Genomic DNA, 17,494 nt, shown 5'->3' on the forward strand with positions numbered 1-17,494 from the left:
ACCGGAAAAAATCTCAGTTTAGGGACAAATTGAGATCTCTGGTTTTCCAGAAAATTTACGTCCAATAATATATATTATGTAAAATAGTGTGGATAAAGCGCCTTGGAGAACCGGTGCTTCCGGCCGTTCAGACACGGTTTGGCTCCAGAATTTCCCAAACCGTTCCTTTTCTTTCAATTGTTTCTGTGTTATAACAGAGTTCGTCAAAACGTTACAATATTAATCCAAAGGAGCTTTTGTTATGCATCAGCGTGTTGCAGCCATCAATGATCTTTCCGGCCTGGGAAGATGTTCGCTTACAGCCGATATAGCCGTGCTGGCAGCCATGGGCATCGAAGCCTGTCCCATGCCTACGGCAGTGCTTACATCCCAGACCGGCTACCCGGGATACCGGTGCCTGTCCTTTGCTGATCGTATGGATGACTATACGGAGCACTGGCAGGAACTCCAGGTTTCCTTTGCCGGGATCCTATCCGGGTATCTGGCCTCTGCTGATGCGGCAGAAAAGGTCCGGGCCTTTTTGGACCGGTTCCACAGACCCGGGGTGCTGTACTTGTGCGACCCGGTGCTGGGAGACAATGGCAGGGCCTACCGGGGCTTTACCGAGGCTTCCATTGAGGCCGTCCGGCAGCTGGCTTTTCAGGCGGATCTTTTGACTCCCAATCTCACGGAATTTTGTATCCTCACCGGTACGGATATAGGGCCCATCCAGAAACTGGGACAAACAGATCCGGAAGCGCTGTTCCCTATATTGGAAGAAAAAGCAGGCTGCTTCCAGGGCCGTTCCCTGGTGATCACCGGGATCCCTGTACTGGATAAGAACCGGGAAACGCCGATTCTTTCGAATTTCATTGTAAAAATGGCTGGAGGAAAATCCTCCGTGGTTTCCAGTCCTCATCTGGGAGGCAGTTATTCCGGCACCGGGGACCTGTTTGCCGCGGTGGTCCTGGGGGCCCTGCTCCAGAAAAGGTCTTTGGAAGAAGCAGTCCGGCTGGCTGTGGGGTTCATTGCCAGGGGCATTGGGGATGCCCGGCGGGAAAACACCCCTTGCAATGACGGCATCAATTATGAACCCTATCTGGGGCTCCTGGCCCCTCCCCTGCCCCATGGTTCCCAAGCTGAAAGGAAGAATACCTGATGAAACAACAACGAACAGAACAGGAAAAACTCCATTTGTTGGTACTGACTGGTGTGTTCGCCGGGCTAATCTGCCTGTTCACCGCCTATATCTGTCATATCCCTATGGGATCCAATGGAGGATATCTCCATTTCGGTGATACCCTGATTTACGTGGCTGCGTCCCTGCTGCCTCAGCCCTATGCTTTGGTGGCGGCAACCATTGGAGGCGGACTGGCGGATCTGCTGATGGCACCCATGTGGGCACCGGCCACCATTTTGATCAAGGCGCTGATTACGCTGCCTTTTACCTGGAAAGCCCAGAAGCTGCTGTGCACCCGGAACCGGATCGCCCCGTTCCTGTCCTGGATCATTTCCACCATCGGGTATTACCTGGCAGAAGGACTGATTTTTGGGACCTATGCAGCTCTGGTGACTTCCATTATGGGCAGTGCTCTCCAGTCCGGAGGCAGTCTGCTGTTCTATTATCTGGTGGCCGGAGTCCTGGACATACAGGATGTAAAAGCCAGACTGTTTCATGGAGAAAGGATGATGAATGATCATGGCTCAGATTCTTTATACTTATAAAGATGGCGTCTATGCCAATTTGACCAATCTGTGCAACTGCCGGTGTACGTTCTGCGTCCGGTTCCAGCATGAGGGCATCGGGGATGCGCCCACCCTGTGGCACAAGGTGAACCCCAATTGGGAACAGGTAAAGGCAGCGGTGGATGCTTTTGATTTCACCGGGTTCAAAGAGCTGGTGTTCTGCGGATACGGGGAGCCCACCTGTGCCCTGGATCTGATGCTGAAAACGGCCCGGTATGTGCGGCAGATCCATCCGGAACTGAAGCTGCGGGTGAACACCAACGGGCTGGGGAACCTGGAAAACGGCCGGGATATCGTACCGGAACTGGCCCAGGTGCTGGATGCGGTTTCCATCAGCCTGAACGCCCCGGATGAGGCGGACTATAACAAGGTGACCCGCCCCACCCTGCCGGGAGCCTACCAGGCCATGCTGGATTTTGCCCGGGAATGCAAAAAAATGATCCCGGATACCCGGATGACCGTGGTGGACGTGCTGCCCCCGGACCAGATCGAAGCCAGCCGGAAAGTGGCAGAGAGCTGTGGAATCAAGCTGCGGGTACGGCATTTTACATGAAAAAGGGTGTTGCATGGAACGTGCAGCACCCTTCTTTTTCTATCTATTTCTTTTTTTCAGCAAATGGGTCACGATAATGGCACAGGAGGCGTCTCCGGTAATGTTCAGGGTGGTCCGGCCCATGTCGAAGATCCGGTCCACACCGGCTACCAGGGCAATGCCGTCCACCGGCAGGTTCACAGACGCCAGCACCATGGCCAGCATGATCATCCCGGCACCGGGCACTCCGGCCGTCCCTACAGAGGCCAGGGTGGCGGTTACCACAATGGTGAGCATCTGGGGCAGGGTCAGGTCGATGCCGTAGCAGGACGCAATGAACACGGCGCACAAGCCCTGGTAAATGGCCGTCCCATCCATGTTGATGGTGGCTCCCAGGGGCAGGGCGAAACTGGTGACTTCTTTGGAGGCCCCCAGCTTGTTGGCACATTCCATGTTGATGGGCAGGGTCCCTACAGAAGAGGCACTGGAAAAGGCAAACAGCATGGCAGGCATCATGCCCTTGAAAAATTTCAGGGGACTCATGCCCCCGATGGCCCGTACTGCCATGGAATACACCAGGATGGCATGGAGGGCATAGGCGATGTAGGCACAGAGGATGACTTTGGCCAGGGAACCGATGACAGCGGTGCCGTTCTGGGCAATCACCGGGCACAGCAGACAGAATACACCGATGGGAGACAGGGCCAGGATCATTTCCATGACCTTCATGAACACATCGTTCCAGGTGTTGATGAAATCAGCAGCCTTCTCCCCTTTCTGGCCCAGAGCGATAATGGCGATGCCGATTAATAGAGCCATAACGATTACCTGGAGCATGTTGGCACTGGTCAGCGGCGCCAGGAAGTTGGAGGGAAACAGGTCAACCAGCATCTTCATGGGGCCGGTGCTGGTGTTTTTCACCTTAAAGGCCAGATCCGCTGTGGACAGTACCGGGAACATGGGCTTGAAGCTGTTGGCGATGATTAGGCCGATGGTGGTGGCAATGGCGGTGGTAATAAAGTAATAGACCAGGGTAATGCCGCCGATGGAACCCAGTTTCCGGATATCACTGAGAGAGACCACCCCTGCCATAATGGAAAACAGCACAATGGGACCTACGATGAATTTCACAAGATTCAGAAAGATTGTGCCAAAAGGTTTAATGTAGGTGACGGCAAAAGCCACGTTCCCCTGCAGGGCCAGCCCGGCAATGATACCCAGGATCAGGGCAATGAAAATCTGCCCCGCCAGAGGGATTTTTTTCTTCTTTCCTTCTCCATCCATACAAACCAGCCTCCTTTACAGAACTTTTGGTAAAAAATTGTATCGTATTCTTCTACAGTATACTGTAAAATCATTATAGCATACTCTATATGGAGAAGAAATCTGAAAATAGAGAATATTACGAAGGAAAATCCATGGCCTCCCTACCCTGCCAGGAAGGCCATGATCCGCAGGGTCATACCGCTGAGCATCAGGATGCCGAAAAGAATCAGGAACAGGCCCAGGGCTTTCTGAATCCGGGGCAGCCAAGCGTAGTGCCGGCGAAGGTGGGGTCCGATTTTCTCCCAGGACAGGGCCGCCAGAAGAAAGGGTACACAGAACCCCAGGGCATAGGCCAGCAGCAGGAACAGCCCTTCCCGGGCGGTCTGCCGGCTGCCGGCGGCCATCAGGATGGCGGTGAGGATGGGGCCGGTACAGGGGGTCCACCCCAGGGTAAAGGAACCTCCCAGCAGGAAGGAACCCAATACCCCCTGTTTTTTCTGCTGAAGGAAAGGACGCCGGTCCTTCAGCAGGAACAGCGGAGTCCATAAACCGCTCATAAAGAGTCCCAGAAGGATCAGGATCACCCCGGCGGCTTTTTCCAGTACTTTCCAATTGTCCAGCACCAGCTGGCCCAAAACCGTCGCGGTGGCCCCCATGGCCAGGAACACCGCCGTGAATCCGGCCAGGAAGGCCAGGGTATTGGCCAGGAGCCGTCCCCTCCACTGGGCCTCTCCCATGCCGGAACCGGTGAGCAGCAGCAGGAAAGTGGGCAGCAGGGGCAGGACGCAGGGGGAGACGAAGGAAAGGAAGCCGGCCCCGAAGGCCGCTCCCAGGGTCAGGGAACCCATTACAGCTTCCCTTTCAGCACGTCTTCCAGCTGCTGGGCGGTGGCCACCCCTTCATGGCGTTGGAGGATATTGCCCTTTTCATCCAGGATCACCGTGGTGGGGATCACCCGGACCTTGTACAGGGTGGCGGCTTTCCCGTCCCGGTCCAGGAGCACCGGCATGGTGTATCCGTTGTTCTTCAGGAAATCCTGGACCTGGGCGCCTTCTTCCTGGAGGTTGACAGCGTAGAACCGGACTTTTTCCTTGTGCTTCCGGGCAAAAGCGTTCATTTCCGGCATTTCACTCCGGCAGGGCGGGCACCAGGTGGCCCAGAAATTGATCACATACACCTTCCCGTCTCCCGGCTGGACGGAATGGGAAGTCCCGGCTGTATCCTTCAGGGTGAATCCCGGTGCCTGGGCTTTTTGGGCGGAAGCCTGGGAAGAAGCCGGGGCATTGCTCTGGGAACTGCCGGAAAAGCCTCCGCACCCGGATGCCAGCAGGACGGCCGCCGTCAAAAGAGCAGAAACGATCATCTTTGTCTTCATAATGGTCCTCCTGTAGAATAAATTGTAATCAGGAATTTTTCTTTATAATACCATAAGGGACCTGCTGCACGCAACAGGTCCCTTAGAAGCAGGATCATCCATCAATGATGACATTCTCCATGATGATGTTCCCCATGATGGTCGCACTGGATGTCTTCCTGGTATTGGAGTTTGTCCGCCAGGAAATCTTCTACCGCCTGATCCGCTTGGCCGCTGCAGCCACCGTAAAAGGCGATTCCGGCCTTTTTCAGCCCTTCCTGGGCGCCGCCGCCGATGCCTCCGCAGATCACCCCATCGATACCCAGCTGCTGGAGCACACCGGCCAGAGCCCCGTGCCCCTGTCCCTGGGTGCTGTGCACTTCTGCCTTCTGTACCTTCCCGTCTGCCAGATCATAGATTTTGAAATACTCCGTCCGGCCAAAATGCTGGAAGATTTCTCCGTTTTTCGGATCGTAGGTCACTGCAAGTTTCATCGTTTTCTCCTCCCTTTGGGAGATGCCGCCTATCCGTTCCAGGGTCCGCAGGGCAAACCGGCAGCAGCCCAGCTCTGCATCGTCGGAAACTTCCACCTGGCCCCCATACAGGGCGATATTCCAGCCATGGACTAGGGCGCCGGCCGCTTTTTTCCGGGCTTCGTTCAGGATGTTCTGGAAGGTGCTCCGTCCCACATGCATCCGCAGGGCGCATTCCTTCTGGTCCAGTCCCACTTCGTCCATCAGCCGCAGAGCCTCCAGTTCGTCCAGAGTCAGTTGGACCGTTTTCTTTCCGGCTTCTTCTGCGGTAAAGAAAGTACAATCCGGCTTCTGGTAAATCGTTCGTTTCCGTACAGGTCTTGGCATCTCATCTCTCCTTATAAATGGCATATGCCACTAACGAAAGTATATGGTATATGCCAACAACTGTCAAGGACTAGATTTCCTGCAGACGCAGGGGAAGTTCCAGACCGCAGGCTTCCAACAGGGGACCGTCCTGGAGGATTTCCCGGGTGGGTCCCGTTCTTTCCACCTGTCCCTGGTGCAGCAGGATCACTTGGTCACAGGTATCCCAGATGAAGTCCAGGTCGTGGGAAGCAATCAGCTGGGCACAGGGAAGCTGACCCAGGATCCGGATCAGGTTCCGCCGGTTCCGGGGATCCAGGGCAGCGGAGGGTTCATCCATCAGCAGCAGGTCCGGTTTCTGGGTCAGAAGGCCCGCAATGGCCGTGAGCTTCTTCTGGCCTCCGGACAGCCGGTAAATCTGCCGCCGGGCCATGTCCGCCATCCCCACCTGGGCCAGGACTTCTGCTGTCCGCCGTTCCGCTTCCTCCCGGGGCACGCCCCGGTTCCGCAGAGCAAAGGACACGTCGCTTTCCACCGTTGGCAGGAACAGCTGGCTGTCCGAATCCTGGAACACGTACCCGGTCTTTTCCCGGATGGCCGGAAGATGGTCCCGGTCCAGGGGCAGGCCGCAGACCTCCAGGTTCCCTGCCTGCAAGGGCAGAAGACCCACCAGCAGTTTCAGCAGGGTGGACTTTCCCACCCCATTGCTGCCGATGAGCCCCACCTTTTCCCCTGGTTCCAGAGTAAAGGACAGGTCGTGGAATACCGGGACAGCGGCTTTTTTCGGGCCCGGCAGGGCATACTGGAAGCGGATATGGGACAGTTTGAGGATGGCAGACATGGGCAGGACTCCTTCAGCAGCAGAATGGATGAAATGGCAAGACAAGTTATCCCAGGTTCCGGCACACCAGGCACCAGACCAGGGTCAGGATCACCAGCAGCAGGCTGGCGCAAACAGAACTTTCGGCTCCGGTTTCCGGAAAGCGGCCCTGGAATCCCCGGAGTTCCATACTTTCGTAGACAGTCCGGGCCCGGTCCAGGCTCCGGAGAAACAGCAGTCCCAGTAAACTGCCGCTGATCTTCCAGGGGATCCCTCTGGTCCGGGGTGCCCGGAGAGCATAGGCCTGCTGCATCCGGCGGCCTTCCTGGAGCAGCAGCACCAGGTACCGCCAGGTAAGCAGGGTGGAAATGATCAGTACCTGGGGCAGGGGCAGTTTCTGGAGGGCGCAGGCCAGCCGTTCCAGACTGGTGGTAGCCAAGAGCAGATACCCGGCCAGCACGCAGCCCAGTCCCTTCAGTACCAGGACCAGGAAGGCGGCGGTTCCGGCGCCGATCCGGAACGGTCCCACCGGAACCGGCGGAGCCTGGACATAGAGCAGGTTCACCAGTCCCAGCCCGGCAAGGAGCAGCACCGCCGGCAATGCCTGCCGGAAAGCGCTCCGGAAGGGAATCTTCCCCGCCCGGTACAGCACAGGCAGGGGCAAAAGCATCAGCAGCCCGGAAAGCAGCGCCCCTCTCTCCAGGCTGGTCAAAAATCCCAGATACAGGAACAGGGCGGCCAGCTTGGCCAGAGGGAACAGCCGGGTCAGCAGGGTGTCCCGGGCAGCCAGGTCATCCAGCCAATGGATGGCTTCAATGGCCCTGTCCAGAGATTTCATGGGTCCTTCCTTTCTGCAGCTTCCGGCCCAGCGCCCACACCAGGCCCAATACGGCCAGGGTGCCCAGGATTCCGGAAAGAGCCGTGCCCAGAGCCGGACTGAGACCGGGCACCTGGTAATCCGGGAACAGGGCCGTCAGGTTCTGGAACCAGGCTGTCAACCCGTGGACGCCCTGCTCCGTCCCTTCCAGTTCGGTGGAACCGGTGATCCGGGCCAGGGACCATTCCAGGCCGTCAGGATCTTCCGAAGCAAAGTGGGACAGGATCCCTCCCATGAACAGGGCGGCAGCCGTCAGGACTCCCAGGACTTTTTTCCGGTTTCCCACAGCCGGGGCATCCGTCTGTTCAGCCGGGGACCGGAGCAGTTCCGGACGGTTTTCATAGAGAAACACCAGCACGGCGGCGGTGATCATCCCTTCCACCAGCCCGATGGCCAGATGGATGGGCTGCATCAGCAGGAGGAAGGTGGAAAAAGGCAGTTCCGCAATGCCGGAAAGAGTGGTTTCCGCCGCCACGGAAAAAGCCCCCATCTGGAGGGTCACCACACTGCCCAGGATACTGGCCAGGATGATGCGTTTTCGGGTCATTCCCCGGCGGACCAGAAACGGCCATACCAGTCCGCCTCCCACAAAGCAGCCGTAAAAAGCCATGTTCCACACATTGGCTCCCAGCGCCAGCAGGCCCCCGTCCCCAAAAGCCAGGCACTGGAGCACCAGCACCCCGATCAGGGTCAGAAAGCCCCCCCAGGGGCCTACTACAGCTGCAAGGAGCATGCCCCCGCACAGATGGCCGGAAGAGCCGGTGCCCGGGATGGCAAAATTCAGCATCTGGGCGGCAAATACAAAGGCCCCCAGTACCCCCATTTCCGGCACCAGAGCCGGGTCCTCACTGTTTTTTACTTTCCGGGCCGCCAGACAGGCCGCGGTCCCTGAAAGTACGTACATCACCCCGGCTATTCCGGGAGAAAGGAGTGCATCCGCCATATGCATGGGTCAGCCCTCCTTTTGGGCAGCCCGGGCCAGGTCTCCCAGCACCTGCTGCCACACTGCCTGCCAGCTGCGGCCGGTACGGGTACACAATTCCCTCATGGATTCCGCTTCCGGATACAGCCGGGTTTCCGTTTCTCCGGTGAGGGCCCCTTCCGGAGAAAGCACCGGCACCTGCACTTCCTTTGCGGCCACCGGTCCCAGAGCCGTCTCCACGGTCTTTTCCCGGCGTCGGAGAATGCTCCGTTCCATCCGGCTCCGGCGGATCCCGATGGTGGTGGTTTCCCGGAACAGCAGGGCCTCCATGGTCTTCCTCTGTTCCTCTTTGCACAGGACGGTGATCAGCCAGCCCGGACGGTTTTTCTTCATCTGCACAGGAGCATATTGCACATCCCGGGCTCCGGCGGCAAAAAGCCGGTCCATTACCCGGCCCAGGGCTTCCCCGGTACAGTCGTCCAGGTTGGTTTCCAGCTTCCAGATGGAATCCTCCTCCCAGGGAGATTGTTCCTCTTCTGGCTGCACCTCCAGCACCATGGCCCGGAGGATGCTGGGCATGGCCTGTTCCCGTTTTCCCGCGCCCAGGCCCACTTTGGCAAGGGTAAAGGTTTCCGGCAGATGGTCCCGGGTGCGGATGGCCGCTGCAATGGCCGCCCCGGTGGGTGTTACGTATTCCCCGGCAAAAGGCATGATGTGGAGGGGCAGATGATGGGCTGCGGCGATGCTGGCCACCGCCGGCACCGGAATGGGCAGGATGCCGTGGGCACAGCGGACGCTGCCGGTCCCCTCATTGAGCACCGGGATCACCGCTTCATGGATTCCCAGATTGTCCAGGCACACCGCCGCAGCGGCAATGTCCACAATGGAATCCACAGCCCCCACTTCGTGGAAATGGACCTGGTCCAGGGTGGTGCCATGGGCTTTTGCTTCCGCTTCCCCCAGGATGGTGAAGATCTTCACTGCCAGGTTGTGGGCCCCTTCCGTCAGGTCTCCCTGAGACAGGATATCCAGCACGTCCCGGAGGCCCCGGTGTTCATGATGATGGGCATGATGGGGTTCCGTCCCTGCCATCTGGTGCTCATGGTCATGGTGATGATGATGGTGGCCATGATGCTCCTCCCTTTCCGGGGCTTCTTCCCGGTTTTGGGCAAAACCGTAGAGATAGTCCATGTCGTGGTCGTGGTTCTCGTGTTCTGCATCCAGCCGCACCAGGAAGTCACAGCAGTCCAGGCCGGCCTTCTTTACCCGGCTGATTTCCACCGTATATCCGGTCAGGGGCAGGGAGGCCAGGGCCTTCCGGAGCACCTGTTCATCCGCACCCAGATCCAGCAGGGCCCCTACGGTCATATCCCCGCTGATGCCGCTTTTGCATTCCAGATAGAGCATTTTTTCCATACCGTCACCGTTCCTTTCCGCAGGCCAGCCGGTTGATCTGGGTGGCCATGTATCCGGCTCCGTAGCCGTTGTCGATGTTCACCACCGCAATGCCGTTGGCACAGCTGTTGAGCATGGTGAGAAGAGCCGAAATCCCCTGGAGGCTGGCCCCGTAGCCGATGGAGGTGGGGACGGCGATCACCGGATTGCTCACCAGGCCTCCCAGCACACTGGGCAGGGCCCCTTCCATGCCCGCCACCGCAATGACGCAGTTGGCTTCCTGAATGGGGTCCAGGCTGGCCAGGAGCCGGTGGAGTCCGCTGACTCCCACATCATAGACCCGGTTCACTTTACTACCGAAGAATTCCGCCGTCTGGGCCGCCTCTTCCGCCACCGGGATATCCGCCGTACCGGCCGTGCACACTGCTACGGAGCCCCGGAGTTCCACCGGTTTCCGGATGATTTTCACCAGGCGGGACAGGGAGTCATATACCGCATCCGGACACAGGGCGCGGATCAGTTCATATTGTTCCCGGCTGGCCCGGGTCCCCAGCACATTGCCTTCCTCTTCCGCCAGTTTCCGGAAAATCTGCTGCAGGTGCTCATCCTTTTTTCCGCTGCAGAACACCACTTCCCCGAAGCCCGTACGGATCTTCCGGTGGGTATCCAGTTTGGCAAAGCCCAGGTCGTCAAAAGGCTTCTGCCGGAAGAATTTTTCCGCGGCTTCCACGGAAATCTCTCCGTTCCGGACTTTTTCCAGGATCTCTTTCGCTTCCATGGTCAGGCCTTCTTTTCCGGGGACAGGGTTTCATTCATGCTGCCGGTCCGGTAGCCCAGAAGGTCCAGTGTCACATAGGCAAAACCGTATCCCTTCAGTTTTTCCGTGATCTCCAGCCGGTGATCCAGCACTTTCCGGAGTTCTTCCGGCATCACTTCGATCCGGGCCAGGTTCCCCCCGTGGATCCGCACCCGCAGCTGATGGAAGCCCATATCCAGCAGCAGCTGTTCTGCCTTGTCCACCATACCCAGCCGCCGGGGCGTGATTTCTTCCCCATAGACGAACCGGGAGGACAGGCAGGCAAAGGACTGCTTGTTCCAGGTGGGGAGCCCCAGCTCTTTGGAAAGCGCCCGGATTTCCTTTTTGTACAGGCCCGCCCGGCGCAGGGGGCTGGCGATCTTCAGTTCCGCAATGGCCTGGAGCCCGGGACGGTAATCGCCCTCGTCATCCAGGTTGGAACCTTCCACCACAGCCGCCAGGTGGTTCTCTTTGGCCACTTCCAGGATCTTTTCGAACAGTTCATGTTTGCACAGATAGCACCGGTTGGTGGGATTGTGGGAAAAGCCCGGAATGAACAGTTCTTCCGAATCCACTACCAGATGGCGGATCCCTTCTTTCTCACAAAAAGCTTTGGCTTCCTTCAGTTCCCGTTCCGGGAAAGAACAGGAACGGGCCGTTACGGCCAGTACCTTGTCTCCCAGTGTATCATGCGCCACCTTCAGGAGAAAGGTGGAATCCACCCCTCCGGAAAAAGCCACCGCCACACTGCCCAGGTCCCGGAGGATGGCCTGGAGCTGTTTCAGTTTCGCTGTATCTTCAGAATTCTGCATGTGAAAATCCTTTCTGGTTCTGTTTCTTCCATCTTACAGAAATAGAGTCTTGAAAGGAAGACTCTATTTCTAAGACAGCCTATTCAATTTATTAAGAGGTATCCCCTCATTCCATCCTGTTTATTATACCATGAGCGCCTCCAAAAGGACAGGTTCCTCAGCATTTCAGCAGTACCCGGATCAGCCCCAGGCTGATTTCATACAACAGCATCAGGGGCAGGTTGAAGAAAATCCACACCGGCAGCACCATCAGCACCACGAAATCCAGATCTGGCGGGCAACCGGCGTGCGGCCCCTACGGCATCGCAATGGGTCATTGGATTTTCAGCGTCCGTGCTCTTCACTCTGCACTCTGCACTGAGTATGGTATAATATGCCGTATGACTATGCAAAGGAGACTTTTCCATGACTGAATGTGTGATCGTTGGTCTGGGGGGCTGTATCGGCGCCATCTGCCGGTATCTCATCGGGCTGCTGCCCCTGAGCCACAGCAGCGGCTTTCCCCTGAAGACCTTTTTCATCAATATTGCCGGTGCCTTTCTCATCGGCCTGGTAACGGCCCTGGCCGCCCGGAACTCCCTCCATCCCCGGCTGGCCCTGTTCCTCAAAGTGGGCATCTGCGGCGGGTTCACCACGTTTTCCTCTTTTGCCCTGGAAAGCCAGCAGCTGGTGGATAAGGGAGCCGGAATCACCGCAGCTCTCTACATGGGGCTCAGCCTGTTTTTCGGGATCCTGGCCTGCATCCTGGGCCAGAAGGTGCTGTAATGGAACTTTGTCTCGCCCCGTCCGCCCTGCCCCAGCGACTGAAATCCTTTCTCCGGGACCAGGGCCTTTCCGGCACCTACTGGAAGAAGCTGAAGGCCGCCGGTGCCCTCCAGGTGAACGAGGAAATCATCCAGCGGGATCTGCTGCTCCAGCCGGGAGACCGGGTTTCCTGGACCTTTCTGCCGGAACCCTGCACCCTGGAACCGGAAGAAGCACCCCTGTCCATCCTGGAGGAAACGGAGCTGTATCTGGCTGTGGACAAACCGGCCGGCCTGGTGACCCACAATGCAGGAAAGGAACGGACTCCCGCTCTCAGCCGCCGGGTGGCCTGGTATTTCCAGACCCATCACATTTCCAGCGCCGTCCATCCGGTATCCCGGCTGGACCGGGAAACATCCGGAGTGGTGCTTTTTGCCAAAAACGCCTGTCTCCACCATATGCTGTCCCGGAACCGGCTGGAAAAGACCTATCTGGCTCTGACCCTGGGCCATTGGGAACAGCCGGCAGGGATCCTGGACTGGCCCATCGGCCGCCGGCCCGGTTCCATTGTGGAACGGCAGGTGGACCCGGATGGACAGCCTGCCCGTACCCGGTACCAGGTACTGGGCGAAAAGGAGGGCCTGTCCCTGGTCCGGTTCCAGCTGGAAACCGGCCGCACCCACCAGATCCGGGTCCATGCGGCAGCCGCCGGCCACCCCCTTCTGGGGGATACCCTCTACGGCACCCCCGGGGCTCCCGGCCGCCATTATCTCCATGCCTGGAAGGTGGCCTTCCGGGAACCCTTTACGGGCAGACCGGTGGAAATCACCGCTCCCCTGCCGCCCGATTTCCGGAAAGTATGGTATAATAAAAAATAACTGATACTCAAGGAGGTTTCACCATGCCATTTGTAACCACGAAAGAAATGTTCAAGAAAGCCTACGAAGGCCATTATGCCGTTGGCGCCTTTAACGTCAACAATATGGAAATCGTCCAGGGCATTGTGGATGCTGCCAAAGAAGAAGAATCTCCCCTGATCCTGCAGGTATCCGCCGGGGCCCGGAAATATGCCAAGCACAGCTACCTGCTGCACCTGGTGGAAGCCGCCATGGAAGACACCGGTCTGCCCATTGCCCTGCACCTGGATCACGGCGCTGATTTCGATATCTGCAAGGCCTGCGTGGACGGCGGTTTTACCTCTGTCATGATCGACGGCTCCAAATATCCTTTTGAAGAAAACATCGAACTGACCAAACGGGTGGTGGACTATGCCCACAACAAAGGGGTCGTGGTGGAAGCCGAACTGGGCAAACTGGCCGGCGTAGAAGATGCCGTAAAGGTCAACACCAAAGACGCCACCTATACGGATCCGGACCAGGCTGTGGAATTTGTGGAACGGACCGGTGTGGACTCCCTGGCCATCGCCATCGGCACCAGCCACGGGGCTTACAAGTTCAAAGGCAAACCGGAACTGGATTTTGCCCGTCTGGAAAAGATCACCAACATGCTTCCCGGGTTCCCGCTGGTGCTCCATGGAGCTTCCACCGTTATCCCGGAATTCGTGGCAGAATGCAACAAATACGGCGGCAAACTGGCCGGTGCCCAGGGCTGTCCGGAAGACATGCTGAAAAAGGCCGGCACCTACGGGGTCTGCAAGATCAACATCGATACCGACCTGCGTCTGGCCATGACCGCTTCCATCCGGAAGTACCTGTATGAACATCCGGAAGATTTCGATCCCCGCTCCTATCTGGGCAAGGGCCGGGAAGCCATCAAGATGATGGTGGCCCACAAAATGCGGGATGTGCTGAATTCCTCCCACCGTCTGTAAGAAAGTGCGGGATTCCGGGCCGCCCGGCGTGCGGCCCCTACGGGACCGTGGATATGATATTCATCGGGTCCGCAGGGCGGCACACCCGGCCGCCCGCCATTCTGCCACAAAAAAACTGCCTCCCTTACCGGGCGGCAGTTTTTTCTTTGTGTCCGTACAGGAACCGGTCGATCATACCATCCACGACCCTTTCCCGGTTTTCTTTGGTAAAGGCTCCCTGGTTGCTGAGCATGAAAATACTGAAATAGAAATTCTGGCTCATCAGCTGCAAATCTGTAAGAGGCTTCAGATACTGCCTGTCGATGGCTTTCTGGAAAATGCTCTGGAGCAGCTGGATTTCCCCATAAATCAGCTCCGCATACCGCCGTTTCATGGCCACATCCTTTTCTTCCGGCTTTTTGCCCCACCGGACATCCAGCCCGCCAGTCCTGTTTCTTTTCATCCCAGAGAAGCCGCCAGCCGGCCTGCTGGTTCAGTAGTTCGAACAGGATCACCGACCACAGGGTCTCATTCTTCTCCAAAAAATGCAGGAACGCTTCCACATAGCCCCGGAACTGATCGGAAAAAGTTTCCCCTTCCTCCACGGCCGTTTCCATGGCCTTCATCAGCTTCCGGTTTTTGGCCTCCACCAGGGTATAGAACAGATTTTCCTTGTTCTTGTAATATTTGTAGACAGTCCCCTTTCCGGTATCCGCGATCTGGATGATCTCATCCAGGGTTGCCTGGGTGTATCCTTTGTGGGAAAAGACTTTCTCAGCGGCTTTCAGGATCCGTTTTTCTTTGGAAAGGGAAGAATTGATTTTCACCATAGTTGTTGGGTTCCTCCGTGATACTTGCTGTCTTGTCATTTATTATATCATTTTCCGCCCCAAAATGCCTGTATTTTCACACCGAAATTTTTCTTGTTTTCACAAAAGTCCCAGGTTTTTCGTGATAAAAACCCAGAGGAACATGGTGATGCAGGACAGGGCTGAGCTGAAGATTACGCAGTTTCCGGCCAGTTCTCCGTCACTGTCCATCTGCTGAGCCATGGCAAAAGACGCCACCGCACAGGGAGTGGCGGACATAGCCATGAGCGCCGCCAGGTCCACCTGCCGGTATCCCAGCGCCACCGCACCCCCGATTACAATAAGAGGCGCAATCACCAGACGGCCGGCCACGGTAAAGGCTAGTTCCCGGATTTCACTGATGGCCCCCTGGAGGGTAAAGGAAGCACCCAGAACGATCAGGGCAAAGGGAGTGGTGCTGCCGGCAATGGCCTTGATGCATTTCAGCAGGGCCACGGGCAGCGGAAAGGGAAGCAGCTTGCACAGAAGCCCGGCCACCGCTCCCATGATCATGGGATTCCGGGCTACCCCGGCCAGGATATGGAGCGGATTGAAGGTGCCGCCCCGGAAAGTTTCCAGGGTGAACACCGCCAGTACATTGTAGATGGGGATGATGATGGCGCAGAGCATCAGAGGCACAGCCGCCGCTTCCGTTCCGTAGAGATTTTCCACCAGGGGCACCCCCAGCAGGATGAAATTGCTCCGGTAAAAGGCCTGGATCATGGCCCCCCGCTTTTTGTTGTCCTTCACCAGGGCGGTCACCAGCACCCAGCCCGTTACAAACACCGTCAGCAGGGCTCCCACCGCAAACAGCACGAACCCGGGCCGCATCACCTTGCCAATGTCGGTGAAATACACCGAATAGAACATGTTGGTGGGCAGGAACACACCAAAGACGATTTTGTTGAAGTTGGAAATATGACTTTCATTGAAGTGATACTTCCGCCGGGCCAGAAGACCGATGGCCATGTAGATCATCAAAGGCAGCACCGCCCCTGCCGCAATCCAGAAATTTTCCATAAGGCTCCCCCTCAGTGCAAAGATATACAACATTCCTTTCTAAGGGTACCATATTTTTCAAAATTCATCAATAATTATGCCCTTTCCGGCACCGTAGCCAGACGCCCGGCGTCCTGGATCACCCGTACGAAAGCCGGAGGCACTTCTTCCTTCTGGAGGGACTGGCCGATGAGCCGTCCCAGGATGACCCCCTTGTTGCTGTAGAGCCAGGCAAAATAATACACCCATACCGGTCCCTGATGGGGTTTGGCCTTGTACAGGGGACCGGGCGGAAAGTCCCGGGGATCCAGCTGGAGCTTGTGACAGGCCTTTTTCACCATGTCGTAGCTGGTCCGGCCCGTGCCGCCGCATGCCACGTCGATGATCCGGTCCAGAGCCTGGCGCTTTCCACGCTGGAGCATGGTCTGGGACAAGTCCATTTCAAAACAGACTCCATCGGTGAAGTACACCCCTTTTTCCCGCTTGTGGGCCTCCTTCACGTCCGCATCGTACAAAGCCACCACCGGCAGCCGGAAATATTCCAGCAGCTTCTTGATCTTGGCAATGGAACTTTCGCCCCGGGCGTTGATGAGACAAATGCCGTAATAATCGAAAGGAACCCCCACCGTCCGGCCGAACAGCTGGAAGCAGCCGTATTCCGTCTCCCCTTCCACCAGGATCACGCTCCGGGCGTAAAGTGCCTCCTTCACTTCCGGGAAATGCATGATCAGATGCTTCTCGATTTCCCGGTTGACATGGAAACTGGCCCCGCAGGCCGCCTTGACCAGCCCCCGGCGGTCATGGTACAGCCGGAGGATGTTCCGGTAGTCGTCAATGAGGGAGTCGGTGGAATGGGTCACCACAAACAATTGGCCCCGGAGCCCGTCCAGCCCGAACAGGTCCTTCAGCAGGGCGCAGAACTGGGGATCCTCGTTGTTCAGCAGTTGCTGGTAATACTGGAGAATGGACCGCTGCATATAGGGGTGCAGGTGGATCTCCGGCTCATCGATGGAAATGATCAGGGGCAGATACCGTTTGCCCTTGCCATCCACAATGATGGTATGCTCCAGGGGCACCGCCCGGCTGTGGGCCATCTGGTACACCTGGGTAATGATCCGGAGAGCCGCCAGGGAAATGAACTTCAGATTGTCCGCCCGATGCCGGTTGCTCCGGCAGAGAATCCGGGACAGGTAGAAAATGCATTCATAATAGGAAGAATCGAAATACCCCACATTCACTTCGTGCTGGATAAACTGCCGTTCCTCCTCCGGCAGGGGACCGCAGTGGCTGGCTTCCCACTGGGCCAGGCACTTTTCCAGAGCCCGGTACACCTGGGGCCGCACCGCCTGGTCCTCCTGGCTGATGGCGGAATAGCTGATGTAGCGGAGCCGGCGGATAGTTTCCAGGGGCATTTCCTGTCCGGTCTCCCCATCATAGAGATGGGGACAGATATCCGTCACCTTCATTTCCAGCCGTACCCGGATTTTTTCCGGATGGTCCTGGGGGGTGTCGGCAAAGTATTCATTCGGGCTCTGGAGCAGATGGAGATCCAGGGTGATCCGGATGGGCTGTTTGGGATCGTCATAGTCGTTTTCCGGCAGGGTCCAGGCGTTGGCCATATAGGACAGGAGCCGGAGGAACCCGCTTTTGCCGATGTCGTTCTCCCCCACCAGATAATTGGCCAGGGGATGGAAGGTCATGGTGATGTCTTTGAAATTTCGGTAATTCTGGATACGCATACTGGATAAATACATG

At 57.4% G+C, this 17,494-nt stretch carries 19 protein-coding genes and 1 pseudogene; 6 read left to right on the forward strand and 14 right to left on the reverse strand.

Annotation, left to right across the window (positions count from 1 at the left end; genetic code table 11):
- Positions 1-241 precede the first annotated feature (241 nt).
- Genes ACZOF8_RS04740 through ACZOF8_RS04750 form a run of 3 tightly spaced genes read left to right on the forward strand, consistent with a single transcriptional unit; the run spans position 242 to position 2,278 of the window.
- On the forward strand, positions 242-1,138 hold the full coding sequence (locus ACZOF8_RS04740; protein WP_487426628.1) for a bifunctional hydroxymethylpyrimidine kinase/phosphomethylpyrimidine kinase: 897 nt from the start codon (positions 242-244) through the stop codon (positions 1,136-1,138).
- Positions 1,138-1,704, forward strand: a complete 567-nt coding sequence (locus tag ACZOF8_RS04745) for a TIGR04002 family protein (RefSeq protein ID WP_487426629.1) — start codon at positions 1,138-1,140, stop codon at positions 1,702-1,704. Before ACZOF8_RS04740 ends, ACZOF8_RS04745 begins: the two co-directional genes overlap by 1 nt.
- Positions 1,679-2,278 (forward strand): TIGR04100 family radical SAM protein, encoded by a 600-nt coding sequence (locus ACZOF8_RS04750; protein WP_154488082.1) that lies wholly within the window; start codon positions 1,679-1,681, stop codon positions 2,276-2,278. Before ACZOF8_RS04745 ends, ACZOF8_RS04750 begins: the two co-directional genes overlap by 26 nt.
- A 39-nt stretch (positions 2,279-2,317) precedes the next feature.
- On the opposite strand, the gene ACZOF8_RS04755 is transcribed toward ACZOF8_RS04750, so the two are convergent.
- The 10 genes from ACZOF8_RS04755 to larE form a co-directional block, all read right to left on the reverse strand.
- Positions 2,318-3,541, reverse strand: coding sequence for a dicarboxylate/amino acid:cation symporter (locus tag ACZOF8_RS04755; protein WP_487426630.1), 1,224 nt, complete (start codon positions 3,539-3,541; stop codon positions 2,318-2,320).
- A gap of 143 nt (positions 3,542-3,684) precedes the next feature.
- Positions 3,685-4,371, reverse strand: a complete 687-nt coding sequence (locus ACZOF8_RS04760) for a cytochrome c biogenesis CcdA family protein (protein WP_154488084.1) — start codon at positions 4,369-4,371, stop codon at positions 3,685-3,687.
- Positions 4,371-4,898: a TlpA family protein disulfide reductase gene (locus tag ACZOF8_RS04765; RefSeq protein ID WP_154488085.1), complete on the reverse strand. Its 528-nt coding sequence runs from the start codon at positions 4,896-4,898 to the stop codon at positions 4,371-4,373. Before ACZOF8_RS04765 ends, ACZOF8_RS04760 begins: the two co-directional genes overlap by 1 nt.
- Positions 4,899-4,999: 101 nt before the next feature.
- Complete coding sequence (locus ACZOF8_RS04770; RefSeq protein WP_288310673.1) at positions 5,000-5,737, reverse strand: NifB/NifX family molybdenum-iron cluster-binding protein; 738 nt, start codon at positions 5,735-5,737, stop codon at positions 5,000-5,002.
- A gap of 70 nt (positions 5,738-5,807) precedes the next feature.
- The gene (locus ACZOF8_RS04775) at positions 5,808-6,557 is read right to left on the reverse strand and encodes an energy-coupling factor ABC transporter ATP-binding protein (protein WP_288310674.1); all 750 of its coding nucleotides are present in this window, start codon (positions 6,555-6,557) and stop codon (positions 5,808-5,810) included.
- A 46-nt stretch (positions 6,558-6,603) separates the two neighbouring features.
- Entirely contained in the window at positions 6,604-7,374 is a 771-nt protein-coding gene (locus tag ACZOF8_RS04780) for an energy-coupling factor transporter transmembrane component T family protein (protein WP_487426631.1), read from the reverse strand.
- A complete protein-coding gene (locus ACZOF8_RS04785; protein ID WP_074704307.1) occupies positions 7,349-8,362 on the reverse strand; it encodes an energy-coupling factor ABC transporter permease in 1,014 nt (337 codons plus the stop codon). The genes ACZOF8_RS04780 and ACZOF8_RS04785 overlap by 26 nt, the downstream gene beginning before the upstream one ends.
- 3 nt (positions 8,363-8,365) lie before the next feature.
- Positions 8,366-9,751, reverse strand: coding sequence for a nickel pincer cofactor biosynthesis protein LarC (gene larC / locus ACZOF8_RS04790; protein WP_154488090.1), 1,386 nt, complete (start codon positions 9,749-9,751; stop codon positions 8,366-8,368).
- 4 nt (positions 9,752-9,755) lie between these two features.
- Positions 9,756-10,508, reverse strand: a complete 753-nt coding sequence (larB, locus tag ACZOF8_RS04795; RefSeq protein ID WP_074704312.1) for a nickel pincer cofactor biosynthesis protein LarB — start codon at positions 10,506-10,508, stop codon at positions 9,756-9,758.
- A gap of 2 nt (positions 10,509-10,510) precedes the next feature.
- Positions 10,511-11,338: an ATP-dependent sacrificial sulfur transferase LarE gene (larE, locus tag ACZOF8_RS04800; protein ID WP_281739028.1), complete on the reverse strand. Its 828-nt coding sequence runs from the start codon at positions 11,336-11,338 to the stop codon at positions 10,511-10,513.
- Positions 11,339-11,743: 405 nt separating this feature from the next.
- Here larE and crcB point away from each other — a divergent pair, with 405 nt between their 5' ends.
- From crcB to fba, 3 genes are read left to right on the forward strand one after another with little or no spacing between them, the layout of a single operon-like run.
- Positions 11,744-12,103: a fluoride efflux transporter CrcB gene (gene crcB / locus ACZOF8_RS04805; RefSeq protein WP_012938360.1), complete on the forward strand. Its 360-nt coding sequence runs from the start codon at positions 11,744-11,746 to the stop codon at positions 12,101-12,103.
- Entirely contained in the window at positions 12,103-12,960 is an 858-nt protein-coding gene (locus tag ACZOF8_RS04810; protein ID WP_281739027.1) for an RluA family pseudouridine synthase, read from the forward strand. Before crcB ends, ACZOF8_RS04810 begins: the two co-directional genes overlap by 1 nt.
- 23 nt (positions 12,961-12,983) lie before the next feature.
- Entirely contained in the window at positions 12,984-13,913 is a 930-nt protein-coding gene (gene fba / locus ACZOF8_RS04815; protein WP_022488060.1) for a class II fructose-1,6-bisphosphate aldolase, read from the forward strand.
- A gap of 124 nt (positions 13,914-14,037) precedes the next feature.
- Here fba and ACZOF8_RS04820 read toward each other — a convergent pair whose 3' ends face one another.
- From ACZOF8_RS04820 to ACZOF8_RS04835, 4 genes and pseudogenes are all read right to left on the reverse strand, one after another.
- A complete protein-coding gene (locus ACZOF8_RS04820) occupies positions 14,038-14,355 on the reverse strand; it encodes a hypothetical protein (RefSeq protein ID WP_487426644.1) in 318 nt (105 codons plus the stop codon).
- 256 nt (positions 14,356-14,611) lie between these two features.
- A pseudogene (locus ACZOF8_RS04825) lies at positions 14,612-14,761 on the reverse strand (hypothetical protein); the annotation flags it as partial.
- A gap of 60 nt (positions 14,762-14,821) precedes the next feature.
- Complete coding sequence (locus tag ACZOF8_RS04830; protein ID WP_441368675.1) at positions 14,822-15,760, reverse strand: AEC family transporter; 939 nt, start codon at positions 15,758-15,760, stop codon at positions 14,822-14,824.
- 74 nt (positions 15,761-15,834) lie between these two features.
- Positions 15,835-17,493 carry an ATP-dependent nuclease gene (locus ACZOF8_RS04835; RefSeq protein ID WP_481143854.1) on the reverse strand — a complete coding sequence of 553 codons (1,659 nt, stop codon included), beginning with the start codon at positions 17,491-17,493 and terminating at the stop codon, positions 15,835-15,837.
- Between the last annotated feature and the right edge of the window lies 1 nt (position 17,494).

Source organism: Acidaminococcus sp., assembly GCF_057597765.1.